This is a genomic window from Rhodoferax sp. RT5P35 (assembly GCF_056521385.1).
On the sequence record NZ_JBWMAX010000004.1, the window covers coordinates 39,715 to 59,048 of the forward strand.

Here is a 19,334-nt window from a genome sequence, read left to right on the forward strand (position 1 = left end):
CGGTGCGTTCGACATCAGCTTGCCACAAAGTCTATTACAGCGCCTTGCGCAGATTCGTCGGCGCAATCCGCAAGGCTTCGCGGTATTTGGCCACGGTGCGGCGGGCGCATTCAATGCCCTGTTCTTTCAGCATGTCGGACAGCTGGCTATCACTGAGCGGCTTTTTCAGGTCTTCGGACGCGACGAACTGCTTGATCAGCGCGCGCACCGCCGTGCTGGACGCATTGCCGCCGGTCTCGGTGCCCAGGGACGAGCCAAAGAAGTATTTCAGCTCAAAGGTACCGTAGGGCGTGGCCATGTACTTGGCGGTGGTGACGCGGCTGATGGTGGACTCGTGCAGGCCCAGCTCGTCAGCGATTTCGCGCAGCACCAGCGGGCGCATGGCCAGAGCGCCGTGGCTGAAGAAGTTCTTTTGCCGCTCCACGATAGCGTTGCTGACCCGCAAAATGGTGTCGAAACGCTGCTGGATGTTTTTGATGAACCAGCGGGCCTCTTGCAGGCGCTGCTGCAGGGCGGCGTTGTTCGACGAATCCTTGCCGCCGCCCTTGTGCTGGCGCAGGGCGTTGGCGTAGATGTCGTGCACGCGCAGGCGCGGCATCACCTCGGGGTTTAGCACCACCCGGAACTTGGCACTGGTGCCGCGCCCGACCTTGGCGACGATCACGTCGGGCACCACGATGTTGCGTTCCACATCCACAAAACGGCGGCCGGGCTTGGGCTCCAGGCGGGCGATTAACGCAATCGCCAGTTTGATGTCGGCATCGGTGGCGTGGCAAAGCTGCGCCAGGCGCTTTACATCGCGCCGGGCCAGCAGGTCCATGGGCTGGCGGCAGATGCGCAGCGCGGTTTTGCGCGCCGGGTCGTCGCCCATGGTGGATTGCAGCGCCTTGAGCTGAAGCACCAGGCATTCGCCCAGATGGGTGGCACCAACCCCGGCGGGCTCCAGGCTTTGCAGCAAGCGAAGGGCGACGGTGAAGCGGTGCACCAGCTCTTCCTGGGCTTCCACGTCGTCGCCTGCCAAGCCCCGGGCCAGGGTGGGCAGCTCGTCTTCCAGGTAACCGTCATCGTTCAGCGATTCGATCAGGAAGCGCAGCGCCGCCTGGTCTACCTCACCCAGGCGCAGCGCCAGGGCCTGGCGGTGCAGAAAGCTGGTCAGCGATTCCTGGTTACGGGCCAGCTCGGTGGCATCGGCCTCGCCGTCTTCGCCCAGATTGTTCTGGCGGGCAGGTGCGTCGCCACCCCACTCGCTGTCGTCGGGTTTCATTTCCGAAGTGCCGTCGCCGTCCCAACTGGTGTCGTCGCCGCCGGTGAGTGGCGTTTCAGAGTCATTTGAGGCTTCCGCGCTGGATTCGCCTGCGTATTCAGCTACAGAAGTAGGAGCAGACTCGGTTTCGCGGTCACCCGCGCTGACGGGAGTGTCGGCCTGGGCCAGTCCGAACTCTTCGCGCGGCGCGTCGTCCAGATTGCGTTCCAGAAACGGGTTTTCGTCCAGCATCTGGTCCACTTCCTGGCTGAGTTCCAGCGTGGACAGCTGTAACAAACGGATGGACTGCTGCAACTGGGGCGTGAGCGCCAGGTGCTGGGAAACGCGTAGGGAGAGGCCTTGCTTCATCGTGCGATCACATGCGGAAGTGCTCGCCGAGGTAGACGCGCCGCACATCGGCGTTGTCGACGATCTCGGACGGCGTGCCTTCGGCCAGCACGTTGCCGTCGCTGATGATGTAGGCGTGGTCGCAAATACCCAGGGTTTCGCGCACGTTGTGGTCGGTGATCAGCACGCCGATGCCGCGCGATTTCAAAAAGCCGATGATGCGCTGGATCTCGATCACCGCGATCGGGTCGATACCGGCAAACGGCTCGTCCAGCAGGATAAAGCGCGGTTGGGTGGCCAAGGCGCGGGCGATTTCGACCCGGCGGCGCTCGCCTCCGGACAAGGCCATGGCGCTGGACTGGCGCAGGTGCTCGACCCGCAGGTCTTCCAGCAAGGCGGTCAGGCGCTCCTCGATCATCGGCTTGGTCAGCGATTTGCCCGCTGCATCAAACTGCAGTTCCAGCACGGCGCGCACGTTTTCTTCCACCGTGAGCTTTCGGAAAATTGAGGCCTCTTGCGGCAAATAGCTCAAACCCAGGCGTGAACGGCGGTGGATCGGCATGTGCTCCACCGGCTGGCCGTCGATAGAAATGCTGCCGCCATCGGCCCGCACCAGGCCCACGATCATGTAAAACGAGGTGGTTTTACCCGCGCCGTTGGGGCCCAGCAGGCCCACCACTTCGCCTTTTTTAACCGCCAGGGTCACGTCTTTGACAACTTTGCGGCTGCCATAGGTCTTTTGCAGATGGCGGGCCTCCAAGCGGCTTTCTACGACTTCCGCCACGGCCGTCACTTCTGCGGGCCCTCCAGCGTGGTGGTGGAGCGCAGCGTAGGGCTGGTGGTGCCCGCAGGGGCGGACGCAGCTGGCGCCACCACCTTGGGGGTCAGCATGGCGCGCACCCGGCCGTTCTGGCCACCAGGGTTGTTGGCGGGCGTGCCGTTGTCTACTGTAAAAACATCGGTAGTGTTGTCGTAAACGATGACGCCACCGGTGACCTCGTCATTCACTTTGCTGCCCAGCAGGCGGCGCATCACAGCGCGCTTGATGAAGCGCACATTGTCCAGCTTGCTGCTGTATTCGATGGTTTCGCCCTCGCCTTCAATGTATTCATCCACGCCGTCGCGCTTTTGCTTGAAATAAGCCAGCTTGCCCGGCTCGGCGGTGACCACGCCAAACTGGTTGCCCTCGGCATCCTGGCGCACATCCACCCGGGCACCCCGGATGACGATCGTTCCCTTGGTCATGAGCACCCGGCCGGTAAATACATTGGTTTGCTTCAGGTCGTCGTAGCGCATGGCATCGGACTCGACGTTCATGGGCTTGAGGCGGTCGGCTTTTTCAGCCCAGGCAGAGCCACCCGCGCAAGCGCACAGCAACAAGAGTAGGAGAGTGTGGTAGGCGTTTTTCATAGAGGCACGAATCTTGCAAATGATTGTAGCGGTCGATTCACTCCGCCCAGAAAAAAGCCCGCAAAAGCGGGCTCAGGTGTTCCGAGGCAACGACCGATCAGGTTTTCTGCTGCGACACCAGGTAGTCCACCACCGTCAAACCACGCTCCATTGACTGGGCCTGGGTGCCGTCGGTGTAGAAGCGTCCGGCCACGCCCATGGCGGGTACACCGGCCACTTTGTAAGCCTCTTGCAGCTGCGCGGCTTTGCGCACCTTGGTGGCCACCGAGAACGAGTTGTAGGTTTCCACAAACTTGGCTTTGTCCAGGCCCTGCTTGGCGGCCCAGTCGATCACCAGATTGTCTTTGTCCAGCTTTTGGCGCTCCACGTGGATGGCGTTGAACACCTTGCTGTGCATGGCCTCCAGCTGGCCCATGGCTTCCAGCGTGTAGTAGAGCTTTTGCGGCGGAATGAAACTATCCTGGAACACCACTGGCACGCGGCGGAAAGCCACGTTCTTGGGCAGCTTCTTGAGCCAGGCAACCAGAGCGGGCTCAAACGCAAAGCAGTGCGGGCAGGCGTACCAAAAGAACTCGATCACCTCGACCTTGCCCGCCGGGGCATCGGTGGGCACGGGCTTTTCCAGCACCAGGTAGTCGGCGCCCGCCACAGGCGCTTTGCCCTGCGCGTGGGCGCTGCCCATGGGCGACATAACCAAGGCCGAGCCCGCCAAAACACTGGCTGAGGTCAGCGAAAAATCACGACGTTTCATTGCAAATTACTCCTTGTGGGGGTTCAGACGGGGCTGCAGTCAAAAAGTTCAGCCCGGATGGCCAACAGTCGATGTAACGCCGCACTAGCGCTGTACGCGGACCAGGGTGGTGTCACCACCGGCACTTTCCAACTTGTCTTTGGCGCGCTCGGCATCGTCGCGCTTGGCGTAGGGGCCCATGCGCACGCGGTACACCGTGCGGCCCGACTGCTCGCGCTCGGTGACCTTGGCCTCCATGCCCATCATGGCCAGCTTGGCGCGCTGGGCTTCGGCATCTTCGGTGGTGCGGAACGCACCGGCCTGCACAAAGTATTCAAACGGCTCGGCCGTCGGGGCCAGCGCAGGCGGGGCGGTGGCAGTGTTCGTTGCCGCCTTGGCTTTGGCCTTGGCCAGGTCGCCCAAGGGGTCGGCGCTGGTGGCAGGTGTGCTGGTAGCCGGTGCGCTGCTGGCAGGTTTGGCCGCGGGTTTGGCTGCCACCGACACTGCCGGGGCCGCAGGCAGCACCGCAGGCGGTGGCACGGCCACGGTGGGCTCAGGGGTCACGTCGGGCGTGGCCGCAGGCACCACCGGGCGCACCGGGTTTTTGCCGTGCAGCGGGGTGTTGGGGTCCCAGTCCTTGTTTTTCTGGGTTTCGGCGGCATCGTGGTCGGCACCGCTGACCTGGGTCTTGCCGCTCATGAACGGAATCGGCACCTTGGTGACGTACACCGCCACTGCCAGCGCCGACCCCAGGCCCACCACCACCCCAACGATGAAGCCGATGATGGTGCCGCCGCTTTGCTTTTGCTTTTTCATACTTGCTGCCACTTACATTTTTTCAGGGGCACTCACCCCGAGTACCGCCAAACCATTGTGCAGCACCTGGGCACAGGCGGCGACCAAGGCCAGGCGCGCCAGTTTAAGGGGCTCGTCGTCTACCAGCACGCGTTCCGCGTCGTAGTAGCTGTGCAGGTTGGCGGCCAGTTCACGCAGGTAAAAGGTCACGTCGTGCGGCGCAAAGGTTTCCGTGGCGTTGGTCAGCATCTCTGGGTACTTTGCCAATTGCAGCATCAAGGTTTGGGCTTGGGGCACCAGCAGGCTGGACAGGTCCACGCCCTGCAGGCTGGCCACATCGCCCGCCCAGTCGCGCAGCATCTTGCAGATGCGGGCATGGGCGTACTGCACGTAGTAGACCGGGTTGTCGTTGTTCTGTGAGCGGGCCAGGTCGATGTCGAAGGTGTATTCGGTATCGGGCTTGCGGCTGAGCAAGAAGAAGCGCACCGCGTCCTTGCTGGTCCAGTCGATCACGTCGCGCAGGGTGACGTAGCTTCCAGCGCGCTTGGAGATTTTGACCTCTTCGCCACCGCGCACCACCCGCACCATGGTGTGCAGCACGTAGTCGGGGTAGCCCAGCGGGATGCCCACGTTGGCGGCCTGCAAGCCAGCGCGCACGCGTGCAATGGTGCCGTGGTGGTCGGTGCCCTGGATGTTGACCACCTTGGTGAAGCCGCGCTGCCATTTGGCGATGTGGTAGGCCACGTCGGGCACAAAGTAGGTGTAGCTGCCGTCGGTCTTGCGCATCACGCGATTTTTATCGTCGCCGTAGTCGGTGGACTGCAGCCACAGAGCGCCATCCTGCTCGTAGGTTTTGCCCGCGTCTTGCAGCAGTTGCACCGTGGCATCCACCTTGCCGCTGGTGTACAGGCTGGACTCCAAGTAGAAGTTGTCGAACTTCACCTGGAAGGCCTGCAGATCCAAATCCTGCTCGCGGCGCAGATAGGCCACGGCGAATGCGCGGATGGAGTCCAGGTCGTCAATGTCGCCCGATGCGGTGACTTCGCGGTCGTCGGCCTTGACGGTCTTCCGGGCGATGAAATCCTGCGCAATATCGCCGATGTAGTCGCCGTTGTAGGCGGCTTCGGGCCATTCGGCATCGCCGGGCTTGAAGCCCTGCGCACGCAATTGGGTGCTGGTGGCCAGGGTGCCGATCTGCACGCCCGCGTCGTTGTAATAGAACTCGCGGTACACGTCCCAGCCCTGGGTGGCGTACAGGTTGCAAATCGCGTCGCCCAGCGCGGCCTGGCGGCCATGGCCTACGTGCAGCGGGCCGGTGGGGTTGGCCGAGACAAATTCCACCAGTATGTGCTGGCCATTGGCGGGCTGCACGCCAAAGCGGGCCCCGGCGGCCAGCACTTCACGCACGATTTCCTGCTTGGCGGCGGGTTTGAGTTTGATGTTGATGAAGCCCGGCCCGGCGATGTCAATGGCCTCAACCCACTTTGCAAAGGCAGGCTGCTCCAGCAGGGCCTCACGCAGGTTTTCGCCCAGTTGGCGCGGATTCAGCTTGAGCGGTTTGGCCAATTGCATGGCTGCGGTGCAGGCGAAATCGCCATGGGCTGCCACCTTGGGGGACTCGAACGCGGCTTTGGCACCGGCGCCGGGGGCAATTTTTTCCAGCCCGACGGCCAGCGCCGCGAGCAATTCATGTTTGACTGAGAGCATGCACCGATTTTACGGGGGCCGTCATCCGACTTGCGGGAAGCGCCGTTATAGGGTGCAATCCCCCGGTGCAGCATGGCGTTGTACACAGGATTACTTCCATCTTTCCTCTTCTGGAGCTTGCATGAAACGACTCTTACCCCTGATCGCCGCCCTGGGCATGTCCCTTTCGCTGGGCATGGCCCATGCCGAAAACAAGCCCAAGACCCCCCAGCAAGAAAAAATGGCCGCCTGTAACAAGGATGCCACCGGCAAAAAAGGCGATGAGCGCAAAGCCTTCATGAAAACCTGCCTGAGTGCCAAGGCCGACGCACCCGCAGCTGCCGCCGATGACGGCAAAACCGCCCAGCAAAGCAAGATGGTCACCTGCAACAAGGACGCAACCGGCAAGAAGGGCGACGAGCGCAAAGCCTTCATGAGCGACTGCCTGAAAAAGTAAGGTTTTCCCCAGCTCTCAAAAACCCGGTCAGCCGGGTTTTTTTACGTCCGCCCCGGTCCAAAACCCGGGCCGCCCATAGTGCAGCTTCAAAAAATCGATCCACAGCCGCACCCGCAGCGGCAGGTGCTTGCGCTGGGCAAACACGGCGTAGATGCCGTTGGGCGGCGCGGCAAACGCGTCCAGCACCGACACCAGTTGGCCGCTGGCGATCTCCATTTCCACCTCCCAGGTGCTGCGCCAGGCGATGCCGTAGCCCGCCAGGCACCAGTCGTGCAACACCTGCCCGTCAGAGCAGTTCAGCGGGCCACTGGGCTTGGTGTAGAACACTTCGGTGCGGTCTTTACCGGGCACGGCAAAGACCCACCCCCGGGTTTGCGAGGCCTCGCTGGACAAGGCCAGGCAGTCGAACCGGGCCAGATCACCCGGCTGCTGCGGCGTGCCATGGCGCTTCAAAAACGCCGGGGTGGCCACGCACAGGCGGCGGTTGTCGGCCAGGCGCACGCTGACCAGGGATGAATCGGGCAAATCCCCCACCCGTACCGCGCAGTCAAAGCCCTCGCCGCCCAGGTCCACCACCCGGTCGCTCAGGTTCAGGGTCACGGTCACATCCGGGTGCTGCTCGCGAAACCACGGCACCAACGGGGCCACGTGGCGGCGGCCAAACCCCGCGGGTGCGGTGATGCGCAAATGCCCGCTGGCCTGCACCCCGCCCGCCGACACGCTGGCCTCGGCATTCGCCAGGTCGGCCAGCACGCGCTGGCAGTCTTCCAGGAACGCGCTGCCTTCGTGGGTGAGGCTGATGCGCCGGGTGGTGCGCAGCAGCAGCTTCACGCCCAGGCGCTCCTCCAGTGCGTCCAGCCGCCGCCCGATGATGGCCGGGGCCACACCTTCGGCCTGGGCGGCAGCGGTCAGGCTGCCGCGCGCCACCACGGCGACGAAGGATTCCAAGGTTTTGAGACGGTCCATGTAAATTTATAAAAAATACGGCTCTAGCGCATATATCCTCTGCGCTTATAGCTATTTATTCAATAGCATCAAAGCCTGGATTTCGCTATCACCGTAGCCCAGCTCGCGCAGCAACTCGGCGCTGTGTTCGCCCAGGCGCGGCGGGTTCAGGCGCAGGCCTGCGCGCTGGCCGTCCAGCGTCAGCGGCAACAGCACGGTGTGGGTGGCGCGGCCGTCGGGCAGGGTCATGGGGGCCAGGCCGCCGGTGGCCAGCAGGTGCGGATCGTCCAGCAGGTCGTGTGGGCGGGTGATGGGGGCGTAGGGCAGCGCGTTGGCTTCAAACACCGCGGCAATCTCGCTGGCGCTGAACGGGGCCATGCGCAGGCGCAGCGCCGGGATCAGCCAGTCGCGGGCGCGCACCCGGTCGTTGTTGCTGGTCAGGCGCGGGTCGGCCACTAGGTCGGCGATGCCAAACAGCCCGCAAAACAGCTTCCAGGCCGCGTCGCTGACCACGGCCAAAAAGATCTGCTCGCCGTCTTTGACCTGGAACACGTCGTAAATGCCCCAGGGCGAGATACGCTCGGGCATGGGGGCGGCGGGCTGGCCGGTCACGGCGAACTGCAGCATGTGCTGGGCCACCAGAAACACATTGTTTTCGAACAGCGCGCTCTGTACCTCCTGGCCCAGGCCGGTTCCGTGCGTGGGGTGATCGCGCTGGGCCAGGGCCGCCATGGCCCCGATCGCGCCAAACATGCCGCCCATGATGTCGTTCACGCTGGTGCCCGCGCGCAATGGGTCGCCAGGGCGGCCCGTCATGTAGGCCAGGCCGCCCATCATCTGCACCACCTCGTCCAGCGCGGTGCGGTGCGCGTAGGGGCCGGGCAGAAAACCCTTATGGCTGATGTAGATTAGGCGCGGGTTCAGCTTCTTGAGCGTGGCGTAGTCCAGCCCCAGCTTGGCCATGGTGCCGGGCTTGAAGTTTTCACTAACGATGTCGGCGGTGGCAATCAGGCGCAGCACCGCTTCCTTGCCCTCGGGCGTTTGCAGGTCCAGCGCCAGGCTTTTCTTGTTGCGGTTGAACAGCGCAAAGAAACCCGCCCCGGCCCCCAGCAACTGGCGCGTGGCATCGCCTTCGCGCCCATGGCCGATGGACTCGACCTTGATGACTTCGGCCCCCAGGTCGCCCAGCACCAGGCCGCAGGTCGGCCCCATCACCATGTGGGTGAACTCGACGACGCGGATGTGGGCATAGGGCAATGCAGGCGGTGCAGCAGTCGTCATAGAAAATTCTTTCGTGGCATCCATTACCTGTAATTTTGTCACTTATAAATGCAATTTATCTCAATTAATACGCCATAAAGTATCGAATACAGTAGGCCCATCGTTTGCTTTATTCTCTGTCCCACTCCATTCCAAGGCGCACCACCATGACCGCACGCACCACCCGCCACCAGCTCCAGGTTGCCACCGTTCTCGAACGCTTCATTGACGAAAAAGTGCTGCCCGGCACGGGCGTGGACAGCGCCCGGTTTTGGGCCGGATTCGACGCCATCGTGGCCGACCTAGCCCCCAAGAACATCGCCCTGCTGGCCGAGCGCGACCGCCTGCAAATCGAACTAGACACCTGGCACAAGGCCCACCCCGGCCCCATCACCGCAGGTGATCCGTCCAATCCTCGCGACATGACCCATTACCGCGCGTTTCTGGAATCTATCGGCTACCTGGTGCCCATGCCCCTGAATGTGGCCGCCACCACCGCCAATGTGGATGCCGAGCTTGCCCTGCAGGCCGGGCCGCAGCTGGTGGTGCCGGTGCTGAATGCGCGCTACGCTCTGAACGCCGCCAACGCCCGCTGGGGCAGCCTGTACGACGCGCTGTACGGCACGGACGCAATATCTGAAGCCGGTGGCGCTGAAAAAGGCAAGGGCTACAACCCGGTGCGCGGTGCCAAGGTGATTGCCTTCGCCCGCAATGTGCTCGACCAAGCCGCCCCCTTGGCCAATGGCTCGCACAAAGAAGCCACGGGCTACAGCGTGCAGCATGGCCAGCTGGTCATTACCCTGCACAACAGCAGCACCAGCTTGGCGCACCCCGAGGCCTTCATCGGCTACCAGGACACGCCCGCCGCCCCCAGCTCCATCCTGCTGCAACACAACGGCCTGCACATCGACATCCAGATCGACCGCAACACGACGATTGGCAAGACCGATGCCGCCGGCATCAGCGACGTGGTGCTGGAAGCCGCGCTGTCCACTATTCTGGACCTGGAAGACTCGGTGGCCGTGGTGGATGCCGAAGATAAGGTGCTGGCTTACAGCAACTGGCTGGGCATCCAGCTCGGCACGCTGACCGAAGAAGTGCAAAAAGGCAGTGGCAGCTTCACCCGCCGTCTGAACCCCGACCGCGTGTACACCGGGGCCAACGGTGGCACCGTCACTCTGCATGGCCGTTCGCTGATGTTTGTGCGCAACGTCGGCCATTTGATGACCAATCCGGCGATTCTGTATGGCTCTTCAGAAGCTCCCCAGGAAATCCCCGAAGGCATCCTGGACGCGATGGTCACCGTCACCATCGCCATGCACGACCTGCAACGCAAGGGCAACTCGCGCACCGGCTCGGTCTACATCGTTAAGCCCAAGATGCACGGCCCGGCCGAAGTGGCCTTTGCCTGCGAGCTGTTTGGCCGCGTGGAAGCCGTGCTGGGCCTGCCGGAAAACACCGTCAAGCTGGGCATCATGGACGAAGAGCGCCGCACCAGCGTCAACCTCAAAGCCTGCATTGCCGCCGCCAGCGCCCGCGTGGCCTTCATCAACACCGGCTTCCTGGACCGCACTGGGGACGAGATGCACACCGCCATGCACGCCGGCCCGATGATCCGCAAGGGCGACATGAAGTCCAGCGCCTGGATTGCCGCGTACGAGAAGAACAATGTGCTGGTCGGCCTGAGCTGCGGCCTGCGCGGCAAGGCGCAAATCGGCAAAGGCATGTGGGCCATGCCTGACCTGATGCACGCCATGCTGGAGCAAAAAATAGCCCACCCCAAGGCCGGTGCCAACACCGCCTGGGTACCCAGCCCCACCGGTGCCACGCTGCACGCCCTGCATTACCACCAGGTCAAGGTGTCGGATATCCAGATCGGGCTGGAAAAAATCGACGCCAATGCCGAGCGCGAAACCCTGCTGAATGGCCTGCTGACCATTCCCGTGACCGCCACGCCCAACTGGAGCGTGGCCGAGAAACAGCAGGAGCTGGACAACAACGCCCAGGGCATTCTGGGCTACGTGGTGCGCTGGGTGGACCAGGGCGTGGGCTGCTCCAAGGTGCCCGACATCCACAACGTCGGCCTGATGGAAGACCGCGCCACCCTGCGCATCAGCAGCCAGCACATGGCCAACTGGTTGCTGCACGGCGTGGTCACCCAGGCCCAGATCACCGAAACCTTCGAGCGCATGGCCGCCGTGGTGGATGGCCAGAACGCGGGTGACGCGGCGTACCAGAATATGGCGGGCCACTTCACCACCTCGGCAGCGTACAAGGCGGCATGTGATCTGGTGTTCAAGGGCCTGGAGCAGCCCAGCGGCTACACCGAGCCCCTGCTGCACGCCTGGCGCTTGAAGGTCAAAGCAAAAAATTTATAAAAAATAGGCTTCTAGCGCATATGGAACATGCGCTATTAGCTACAAAATAAATAGCAACTACCCAACGGTAAGGTAGCGGGCGATTTGGCCACGGGTGATGGCGGCCATGTCTTCACCGGCGCGCCAAGCGCGGTGCCAGTCTACGGTGTGGCCCAAGGCATCCTCCAAGCTCCAGCGGGGTTGCCAGCCTAGTTCGGCCCGTGCACGGGTGATGTCCAGGCGCAACTGGCCGGCCTCGTGCGGATGGTCGCCACCGTCGGGAATCTCCACCCGGGCCATCGGCCCCCAGAGCGCGGCCAGGCGCTGCGCCACCTGGCCCACGGTGGCATCGCCGCGCGCGTCGGGGCCGAAGTTCCAGGCGCTGGCGGCAGTGGGGCCGTCCAGCAAAGCCTCCGCCAAACGCAGATAGCCCGAAAGCGGCTCCAGCACATGCTGCCAGGGCCGCACCGCACCGGGATAGCGCAGTTGCACGGGTTGGTCGTTGGCAAACGCTTGCAAGCAGTCCGGCACCAGCCGGTCGGCGGCCCAGTCGCCGCCCCCCAGCACATTGCCTGCGCGGGCCGTGGCGATGCGCGGGGATGTGGGCATGTGGAAAAAGCTGGCGCGGTAGCTGGCGGTAACAATTTCGGCCGCACCTTTGCTGGCGCTGTAGGGGTCGTGCCCGCCGAGGGCATCGCTTTCGCGGTAGGGGTAAACCCATTCGCGGTTGTCGTACACCTTGTCGGTCGTCACCACCACCACGGCGCGCACGCTGGGGACCGTGCGCACGGCTTCCAGCAGGTGGGCGGTGCCCATGATGTTGGTGGCGAAAGTGCCCAGCGGGTCGGCGTAGCTGGCGCGCACCAGCGGCTGGGCGGCCAGATGGAACACCACCGTGGGCTGGGCGGCGGCCAACGCGGCTTGCAAGGCAACCCGATCGGCCAGATCGGCGCGTGTGTCGCTGGCCAGCACCTGGGCCACGCGGGCCACGCCAAACAGGCTGGGTGTGGTGTTCGGGTCCAGTGCGTAACCGTGCACCTTGACCCCCAGCGCGTGCAGCCACAAGGCCAGCCAGCCGCCTTTGAAGCCGGTGTGGCCGGTGAGGAAAACACCTTTGCCGCGCCAGAAATTCGGATCGGGAAAGGTCATGCCGTATCCCTTCGCGAAACACCGTGGAACCGGCTTTGCCGGGCCACTGGTGTTGCCCCCTGCAAGGGGGGTGGCGGAAAGCGCTTGCGCTGTAGCCTGGGGGTGAGCATCCTATTCACCAGCGCTTCCACGGGGCTTTGCCCGACAGCCAGAGTTCTTCTAGCAGGTTCTTTTCACGCAGCGTATCCATAGGTTGCCAGAAGCCGGTGTGCTCGTAGGCCATGAGCTGGCCCTCGGCCGCCAGGCTCGCCAGGGGCTCGGCCTCCCAGCTCGTGGTGTCGCCCGCAATGCGGCCCAGCACCTGGGGCGAGAGCACGAAGAAGCCGCCGTTGATCAGGCCGCCATCGCCCCGTGGCTTCTCGGTAAAGCCCTGCACCACCGTGCCCTGCATACTCAAAGCGCCGTAGCGGCCTGGGGGCTGCACGGCGGTGACGGTGGCCAGCTTGCCATGGCTTTGGTGGAAGGCGATGCTGGCCGTGATGTCCACATCGGACACGCCGTCGCCGTAGGTGAAGCAGAAGGCTTGCTCGTCCTTCAGATAGTCGGCCACGCGCCGCAAGCGACCGCCGGTCATGGAGTCGTCGCCCGTGTCCACCAGCGTGACCTTCCAGGGCTCGGCATGCTTGTGGTGCACTTCCATGCGGTTACTGGCCATGTCGAAGGTCACGTCGGACATGTGCAGAAAGTAGTTCGCGAAGTACTCCTTGATGATGTAACCCTTGTAGCCGCAGCAGATCACGAAGTCGTTCACGCCATGGGCGGAATACATCTTCAGGATGTGCCATAGGATGGGCTTGCCGCCGATTTCGATCATCGGCTTGGGGCGCAGATGGGTTTCCTCCGAAATCCGGGTGCCCAGCCCCCCAGCCAAAATCACAGCTTTCATTTGTTTGTCTCCATCCAGCGGCTAAACATGTCTTGGTATGCGGCTTCCACCTTCCTGGCAAAGCCCGCTTCGTCCATCAGCGCACTGGCCTGCATCTGCGCCCGCAGGCTTGCGCGCATTTGGGCCAGCGCAGGCAGGTCAGCAGCCAAGGCGAGTACCTTTTCGACGTACTCTTCTTCGCTGTTGGCAATCCACTCCGGGTGGCCCACGCCGTGCAGGATGGCACTGCCGATGCGGCCCACGCTGGGGCGGCCCGCCAGGCTGACAAAGGGCAGGCCCATGTACAGGGTCTCAAACAGCGTGGTACCCGAATTGTGCGGAAAGCAGTCCAGCCCGATGTCGATGCCGCGCAGTACGTCCCACGGTGGGCTGTTGTAGCCGATGTGCAGGCGCTCAGTGGCGATGCCGTGGGCCGTGAATTTGTCGATGGCGGCTTGTTGCACCGTGGCATCTTTGAACGAGCTGCTGTCGATGACGATGTGGGCCGTGGGCAGGCGCTGCAATATCGCCGACCACACGCGGATGGTGCGGTGGTTGATACGCACGCCGCGGGTCAGGGTGCCCAGCGTGACGTAGCCACGCTGCAGCGCAGGTAAGGGGCTGACCTCGCCCATCGTGGCGGGGGCGCGGTAGGCGGTGTAGCTGCCCGGCAAGCGCCAGGGCTGCTCGGAGAAGACGTTCTCGCAGCCCTCGGGGGCGCTGGCGGCATCGGTGAGGTAGTAGTCGATGGCTTGCAGGCCGGTGGTGTAGCCGTAGCCCATCCAGCTCATGGATACGGGGGCCGGTTTACGGGCAAACATGCCCAGACGGTTGCCGGCGGTGTGGCCGGCCAGATCAACCAGGATGTCGATGCCATCGGCACGGATGCGCTGGGCCAGTGCCGCATCGCTCATGCCGCGGGTGGGCACCCAGTGTTCGACGTAGCGTTTGTAGCGCTGGGTGGCAGCGTCTTCCTGGGTTAACTCCGCATAGGCGTAGACGTCGACCAGGCTGGCATCGTGGTGCGCCAGCAGGGGCTCCATGAAGAAGCTGCAGGCGTGGTGTTTGAAGTCGGGCGAGACGTAGCCTACTTTGAGGCGGCGGCCTGCGCTGGGTGGGTTGGTGTGCGCCGCCCATTCGCCACGGTGCGGCTGGCCAAAGCGGCTGTCGTAGTCCCGGTAGTGGGCAAAAATCTCGGCGCCGGTTTTGTCGGGGTCGTAGTTCAGGGCGAACAGCAGGCTGGAATAAATGGGCGCAGCGTAGTTACACAGCTCCAGGGCGCGCACAAAGCTGGCTTGGCTGGCGGTCAACTGGCCCTGCATCAGCAAGGCGATGGCGTGGTTGGCCCAGGCGGCGGCAAAGGTGGGGTCCAGCGCCACGGCCTCGGCCAGCACGGCCTCGGATTCGGTCAGGCGGCCTTGCTCTTTCAGGCTGGCACCCAGGTTGCTCAAAACGGCTACCGAATCGGGCTTGATATCGAGTGCCTTGCGAAAGTCACGCTCGGCCTCGGCTTGCAGCCCTAGCTCGCCCAAGAAATTACCCCGGTGGAAGTAACTCTCATAGTCGTCGTCCTTGACCACCACGGCATGGCGAATACAGGCTTCGGCCTCCGCACGGCGGCCTTGCTGCTGCAAGGCCCGGCTCAGGTGCAAAGAGACCTGCATGTCATCAGGCGTGATGCGAAGCAGGCTGCGCCAGATGGATTCGGCCTCCACCACCTTGCCCGCTTCTTGCAAAAGCCCCCCCAAACCGATGTGGGCGGCTGCGAAATCGGGCTTGAGGCGTAAGGCCTCGCGGTAGCAAGGCAGTGCCTCAAGGCGGCGGCCCTGGCCAAACAAGGCATTGCCCAGGTTGTGGTGCGCCTCGGCATCTTCGGGTTGCAAGGCAATCACGCTGCGGTAACAACGCTCCGCCTGCTGCATCCACCCCTGCTGCTCGTAGGCCAGCGCCAGGTTGAACAGCGCCTCGGTGTCCGAGGGCAGCAGGGCAACCGCACGCTGCTTGGCCTGCAAAGCTTCTGGCATGCGCCCCAGCTTGTGCAAGAACGACCCCAGCAACTTCCAGCTGTAGCCGTGCCGCGGGTAGCGCACCGTCAGTTCCCGGCCGGCCTGCTCGCCCTGGGCAAAGGCCTGGTCCTGGAACAAATCGACCAACGCGTTCATGGTCTCGACAGAGGGTGCGGCCTCGACCTCCCCCATCGCCACATCCCTGGCCCAGCGCGTAAACATCTGGCCATAGGCCTGTTCCACCTTGCGGGCAAAGCCGGACTCGTCCATCAACGGGCTGGCCTGCATTTGCGGGCGCAGCGTGGCGCGCAGGCGGGCCAAAGCAGGCACATCCGATGCCAAAGCCACCACCATGTCCACATACGCCTCTTCGGTTTCGACAATCCACTCGGGGCGGCCTAGGCCGTGCAGTATCGCGCTGCCGATACGGCCCACACTGGGACGGTCTGCCAACGTCACATAGGGCAGGCCCATGTATAGCGTCTCGAACAAGGTGGTGCCCGAGTTGTGCGGAAAGCAGTCCAGCCCAATGTCGATGCCGCGCAGAACATCCCACGGTGGGCTGTTAAAACCAATATGCAAGCGCTCTGGCGCTATGCCCAAGGCAACAAACTTGGCCACCGCGTCGGCTTGCACCGCCGGGTCCTGGAAAGACCGGCTGTCTATCACGATGTGGGCCGTGGACAGGCGCTGCAAGATACGGGCCCAGACCCGGATCGTGCGGTAATTAACGCGTACGCCCCGGGTCAAGGTGCCCAGGGTGATATAGCCGCGCGACAAAGCCGGCAAGGTATTCACATCGCCCATGCCAGAGCCAGGGCGGTAAGCGGTGTAGCAGCCGGGCAAGCGCCAGGGTTCTTCAGAAAACAAGTGCTCACTGCCCACCGGCACACTGGTGGCATCGGTCAGGTAGTAGTCGATGGCGCGCAGACCGGTGGTGTAACCGTAGCCCATCCAGCTCAAGGATACCGGCGCGGGTTTGCGGGCAAACACCCCCAGGCGGTTACCTACCGTATGGCCCGCCAGATCGACCAATATGTCGATGCCATCGGCGCGGATGCGCTGGGCCAAGGCAGCGTCCGACAAGCCCCGCGTCGGTACCCAATGGTCCACATACCCTTGGTAACGCTGGCTGACCGCATCTTCTTTGCCCAGGTCCGCATAGGCCGTGACTTCCACGGCGGCATCATCATGGTGGGCGAGCAGGGGTTCCATGAAGAAAGTACAGGAATGGCTGCGAAAGTCGGGGGACACATAGCCCACTTTAAGGCGCCGCCCCAGCGTGCGGTCATTGCTGTGGGGCCGCCAGTCAGCCCGGTGCGGCGTGCCAAAACGGCGCTCGTACTCCTGGTAACTTTCAAAAATCACCTCGGCCGAGTGGTCGGGGTGGTAATTGAGCGTAAACAAGAAGTTGTCGAAGATCGAAATATGGCCAGGCTTAAGCGCTAGAGCGGCACGAAAGTTGGCTTCCGACGCATCCAGGCGGCCCATCTTTTGGTAAGTGATGGCCAGGTTATTAAAGGCCTCGGGGTACGCGGGTTGGAGTACCAAGGCCCGCTTCAGAGCCACTTCGGCCTGGGTAAAGTGACCCAAATCTTGCAATGAATGGCCCAAATTACACGCCGCCTCGGCATCTTGCGGCATACGCAGGGCGGCTTGTTTTTTGGCCTCCAGAGCCTCTTGCGCGTGCCCTCCGGCCTGCAGCATGGCTCCCAAAGCCTTCCAGCCAAAACCATGCGCGGGATACTGCTGGACCATCGCGCGGGCTGCCTGGGTTCCTGCGGCAAAGTCGCGCGATTCAAAAAACGAGGTCAGCAACTTCATGTCGTCGGCGCTGGGCTGGCTGTTGCGCGCCGTACGAACGACATCCTTGGCGACGGGTTGCGGCACAGGCTGAGCAGCCCAACCCTCAAACATCTGCGCATAGGCGGCTTCCACCTTCCTGGCAAAGCCCGCTTCGTCCATCAGCGCACTGGCCTGCATCTGCGCCCGCAGGCTTGCGCGCATTTGGGCCAGCGCAGGCAGGTCAGCAGCCAAGGCGAGTACCTTTTCGACGTACTCTTCTTCGCTGTTGGCAATCCACTCCGGGTGGCCCACGCCGTGCAGGATGGCACTGCCGATGCGGCCCACGCTGGGGCGGCCCGCCAGGCTGACAAAGGGCAGGCCCATGTACAGGGTCTCAAACAGCGTGGTACCCGAATTGTGCGGAAAGCAGTCCAGCCCGATGTCGATGCCGCGCAGTACGTCCCACGGTGGGCTGTTGTAGCCGATGTGCAGGCGCTCAGTGGCGATGCCGTGGGCCGTGAATTTGTCGATGGCGGCTTGTTGCACCGTGGCATCTTTGAACGAGCTGCTGTCGATGACGATGTGGGCCGTGGGCAGGCGCTGCAATATCGCCGACCACACGCGGATGGTGCGGTGGTTGATACGCACGCCGCGGGTCAGGGTGCCCAGCGTGACGTAGCCACGCTGCAGCGCAGGTAAGGGGCTGACCTCGCCCATCGTGGCGGGGGCGCGGTAGGCGGTGTAGCTGCCCGGCAAGCGCCAGGGCTGCTCGGAGAAGACGTTCTCGCAGCCCTCGGGGGCGCTGGCGGCATCGGTGAGGTAGTAGTCGATGGCTTGCAGGCCGGTGGTGTAGCCGTAGCCCATCCAGCTCATGGATACGGGGGCCGGTTTACGGGCAAACATGCCCAGACGGTTGCCGGCGGTGTGGCCGGCCAGATCAACCAGGATGTCGATGCCATCGGCACGGATGCGCTGGGCCAGTGCCGCATCGCTCATGCCGCGGGTGGGCACCCAGTGTTCGACGTAGCGTTTGTAGCGCTGGGTGGCAGCGTCTTCCTGGGTTAACTCCGCATAGGCGTAGACGTCGACCAGGCTGGCATCGTGGTGCGCCAGCAGGGGCTCCATGAAGAAGCTGCAGGCGTGGTGTTTGAAGTCGGGCGAGACGTAGCCTACTTTGAGGCGGCGGCCTGCGCTGGGTGGGTTGGTGTGCGCCGCCCATTCGCCACGGTGCGGCTGGCCAAAGCGGCTGTCGTAGTCCCGGTAGTGCGCAAAAATGGCTTCTGCACTTTTATCGGGGTGGTAGTTGATAACAAATAACAGGTTATCGAACGCCACGCGGTGGTCAGGCTTGGCGGCAATCGCATGCTGCAGGGCATCCATGGCCTCGTCAATCAAGCCGTGGGCATTGAAAATGCCGCTCAAATTGTTATAGGCTTCTGCAAAATCGGGCTGCAAGGCAATGGCACGGTTGAAACAGGTATGCGCTTCGTGGACCTGGCCATCGGCATTGAAAGCCAGGCCCAGGTTGTTGAATGCCTCGGCATAGTCAGGCTTGACCGCCACAGTAGTGCGAAATACGGCAATCGACTCCGCAATTTGGCCCAGCTCAAAGTGGGCCCGGCCTAGATTACACAGCCCCTCGGCATCACCGGGCAGCAGGTGCACCGCGCGCTTCTTGGCCTCCAGCGCCTCTTCTTTTTTACCCTGCGGCTGCAACATGGTGCCCAAGGCCTTCCACGCGAAGCCACTTTCGGGGTAGCGCAACACCATCGCCCGAGCATGCGCCTCGCCTTGCTCATAGTTTTTTTGCTGGAAGTAGCCCACCAGAGCCTGTTTTTCCGTCTGGTTGGGCTCTTGTATGGGCAGAGGAACAGCGATCTGCACGGGCTCAGCCGCCACCCGCGGCAGACGCTCCGTCAAAGCATTCACCATGGCCATGGACAGCCCCTGCGCCAGCGGCAGCACCTGGCGGGCCAACTCAAAATGTTGGCAACGCAGCAAGCCGTCGATGTAGCTAAACCAAAACTGGGGCCGCTCAGCGTCGGCATTCAAAGCCGCTTCAAAGTGGGGCAGCGCCTCCAGGGGCCGCAGCAGTTGCACCGCCAGCAGCACGCCCAGATTGTGGTGTGCATCGGCATGTTCAGGTGCATCTTGCAAGACGGCGCGGTAGTTGGTCTCGGCGACAGCAAAATCCAGGGCCCGATGGGCCTCGATGGCCTGTACCAGCAAACCATCCACCGTGGTGGTGTCGGTAGTTGGCGAGCAGGCAATGTCGATGGTCACGTCGGTCATGGTGTT

Annotated in this window: 13 protein-coding genes; 2 read left to right on the forward strand and 11 right to left on the reverse strand. The window is 63.3% G+C overall.

Going from position 1 to position 19,334, the window contains the following annotated elements:
- Positions 1–34: 34 nt before the first annotated feature.
- From AC097L_RS06835 to argS, 6 genes are all read right to left on the reverse strand, one after another.
- Entirely contained in the window at positions 35–1,612 is a 1,578-nt protein-coding gene (locus tag AC097L_RS06835; protein WP_479585512.1) for an RNA polymerase factor sigma-54, read from the reverse strand.
- A gap of 7 nt (positions 1,613–1,619) precedes the next feature.
- A complete protein-coding gene (lptB, locus tag AC097L_RS06840) occupies positions 1,620–2,384 on the reverse strand; it encodes an LPS export ABC transporter ATP-binding protein (RefSeq protein ID WP_479585513.1) in 765 nt (254 codons plus the stop codon).
- Positions 2,381–3,001, reverse strand: a complete 621-nt coding sequence (lptA, locus tag AC097L_RS06845; RefSeq protein ID WP_479585514.1) for a lipopolysaccharide transport periplasmic protein LptA — start codon at positions 2,999–3,001, stop codon at positions 2,381–2,383. Before lptA ends, lptB begins: the two co-directional genes overlap by 4 nt.
- 97 nt (positions 3,002–3,098) lie before the next feature.
- On the reverse strand, positions 3,099–3,752 hold the full coding sequence (locus AC097L_RS06850; RefSeq protein WP_479585515.1) for a thiol:disulfide interchange protein DsbA/DsbL: 654 nt from the start codon (positions 3,750–3,752) through the stop codon (positions 3,099–3,101).
- A gap of 84 nt (positions 3,753–3,836) precedes the next feature.
- Positions 3,837–4,547 (reverse strand): SPOR domain-containing protein, encoded by a 711-nt coding sequence (locus AC097L_RS06855; protein WP_479585516.1) that lies wholly within the window; start codon positions 4,545–4,547, stop codon positions 3,837–3,839.
- Positions 4,548–4,559: 12 nt separating this feature from the next.
- Positions 4,560–6,233, reverse strand: a complete 1,674-nt coding sequence (argS, locus tag AC097L_RS06860) for an arginine--tRNA ligase (protein ID WP_479585517.1) — start codon at positions 6,231–6,233, stop codon at positions 4,560–4,562.
- 121 nt (positions 6,234–6,354) lie between these two features.
- On the opposite strand from argS, the gene AC097L_RS06865 reads away from it, so the two are divergent.
- Complete coding sequence (locus tag AC097L_RS06865; RefSeq protein WP_479585518.1) at positions 6,355–6,669, forward strand: PsiF family protein; 315 nt, start codon at positions 6,355–6,357, stop codon at positions 6,667–6,669.
- 27 nt (positions 6,670–6,696) lie between these two features.
- Here AC097L_RS06865 and AC097L_RS06870 read toward each other — a convergent pair whose 3' ends face one another.
- On the reverse strand, positions 6,697–7,635 hold the full coding sequence (locus tag AC097L_RS06870) for a LysR family transcriptional regulator (protein WP_479585519.1): 939 nt from the start codon (positions 7,633–7,635) through the stop codon (positions 6,697–6,699).
- A 51-nt stretch (positions 7,636–7,686) separates the two neighbouring features.
- On the reverse strand, positions 7,687–8,895 hold the full coding sequence (locus AC097L_RS06875; RefSeq protein WP_479585520.1) for a CaiB/BaiF CoA transferase family protein: 1,209 nt from the start codon (positions 8,893–8,895) through the stop codon (positions 7,687–7,689).
- Between the two features lie 146 nt (positions 8,896–9,041).
- Between AC097L_RS06875 and AC097L_RS06880 the strand changes: the two genes are divergently transcribed.
- The gene (locus AC097L_RS06880) at positions 9,042–11,252 is read left to right on the forward strand and encodes a malate synthase G (RefSeq protein ID WP_479585521.1); all 2,211 of its coding nucleotides are present in this window, start codon (positions 9,042–9,044) and stop codon (positions 11,250–11,252) included.
- A 57-nt stretch (positions 11,253–11,309) separates the two neighbouring features.
- Here AC097L_RS06880 and rfbG read toward each other — a convergent pair whose 3' ends face one another.
- The 3 genes from rfbG to AC097L_RS06895 form a co-directional block, all read right to left on the reverse strand.
- Positions 11,310–12,380 carry a CDP-glucose 4,6-dehydratase gene (rfbG, locus tag AC097L_RS06885; RefSeq protein WP_479585522.1) on the reverse strand — a complete coding sequence of 357 codons (1,071 nt, stop codon included), beginning with the start codon at positions 12,378–12,380 and terminating at the stop codon, positions 11,310–11,312.
- Positions 12,381–12,495: 115 nt separating this feature from the next.
- Positions 12,496–13,266, reverse strand: a complete 771-nt coding sequence (gene rfbF, locus AC097L_RS06890) for a glucose-1-phosphate cytidylyltransferase (RefSeq protein ID WP_479585523.1) — start codon at positions 13,264–13,266, stop codon at positions 12,496–12,498.
- Complete coding sequence (locus AC097L_RS06895) at positions 13,263–19,328, reverse strand: O-linked N-acetylglucosamine transferase family protein (RefSeq protein ID WP_479585524.1); 6,066 nt, start codon at positions 19,326–19,328, stop codon at positions 13,263–13,265. Before AC097L_RS06895 ends, rfbF begins: the two co-directional genes overlap by 4 nt.
- Between the last annotated feature and the right edge of the window lie 6 nt (positions 19,329–19,334).